Origin of the sequence: Xanthomonas sp. SHU 308, assembly GCF_000364645.1 — a bacterium.
In the GTDB taxonomy this organism is placed as follows: Bacteria; Pseudomonadota; Gammaproteobacteria; order Xanthomonadales; family Xanthomonadaceae; genus Xanthomonas_A; species Xanthomonas_A sontii.
On sequence record NZ_AQOK01000442.1, the window covers coordinates 1 to 1,224 of the forward strand.

Genomic DNA, 1,224 nt, shown 5'->3' on the forward strand with positions numbered 1-1,224 from the left:
CGGCCGGCCTGCTCGCCGCGCTGGCGCCGGCACGGCGCGCGGCGCGGGTGCCGCCGATGCAGGCCTTGCGCGCCGAATGATGCGCTTTGCGTTCCGATGCGGGTACGCCACCACAGGCGCCGTGGCGCCTGTCCGCCACGCCCGGCCGCTAGACTCTGCGCCATGACTGACAACCGCACACCGCCGCTGCCGCGCATCCTCGTCGTCGACGACCAGGCCGACGTGCGCGAGGCCTTGCGCATGCTGCTCAAGAGCGCCGGCTACGGCATGGTCGGTGCCGAATCGCCGGAGCTGGCGCTGGCCTGCCTGCGCGGCGATGCGTTCGCCGCGGTGCTGGTGGACATGAACTACGCCCGCGACACCACCTCCGGCGCCGAAGGCCTGGCCTTGATCGCGCAGATCGCCGCGCAATGGCCGGGACTGCCGGTGATCGCGATGACCGCCTGGGCCAGCATCGAACTGGCGGTGGCGGCGATGCGCGAGGGCGCGGTGGATTTCATCGAGAAGCCCTGGCAGAACGCGCGGGTCCTGGCGGTGCTGGAGAGCCGCATCGCACTGGACCGCAGCCGCCGTGCCGCGCAACGGCTCGGCGAGGCGCAGGCACTGTTGCTGCAGGATGGCGCCATTGGTTTCGTCGCCGAATCGGCACCGATGCAGCGGCTGGTCGAGGATCTGCTGCGCATCGCCGGCAGCGGCGCCAACGTGCTGCTGCTGGGCGAGAACGGCACCGGCAAGAGCCTGCTGGCGCAGTTGCTGCACCAGTGGTCGCCGCGTCGCACGCAGGCCTTCGTCAAGGTCAACATCGGCGGCCTGGCGCCGACCCTGTTCGAGGCCGAACTGTTCGGTCACGTGCGCGGCGCCTACACCGACGCGCGCCAGGATCGCGCCGGCCGTTTCGAACTGGCCGATGGCGGCACCCTGTTCCTGGACGAGATCGGCAACCTGCCGCTGCAGCAGCAGCCCAAGCTGCTGCGCGCGATCGAGGACGGCGAGTTCGAGCGGCTCGGCTCCTCGCGCACGCAACGGGTGGACGTGCGCATCGTCGCGGCGACCAATGCCGATCTGGAGGCGGACGTGGCGGCCGGCCGCTTCCGCCAGGACCTGCTGTACCGGCTCAACACCTTCCAGGTGCGCGTGCCGCCGCTGCGCGAGCGCGGCGCCGACATCCTGCCGCTGGCGCGGCATTACCTGGCCGCCGCCTGCACCCGCTACCGGCGGGCGCGC

Annotated in this window: 1 protein-coding gene; it reads left to right on the plus strand. The window is 72.1% G+C overall.

Annotation, left to right across the window (positions count from 1 at the left end; all coding sequences use genetic code 11):
- Positions 1 to 162: 162 nt before the first annotated feature.
- The coding region (locus tag D588_RS0114335) for a sigma-54 dependent transcriptional regulator (protein WP_017916474.1) at positions 163 to 1,224 on the plus strand (1,062 nt) is incomplete at its 3' end.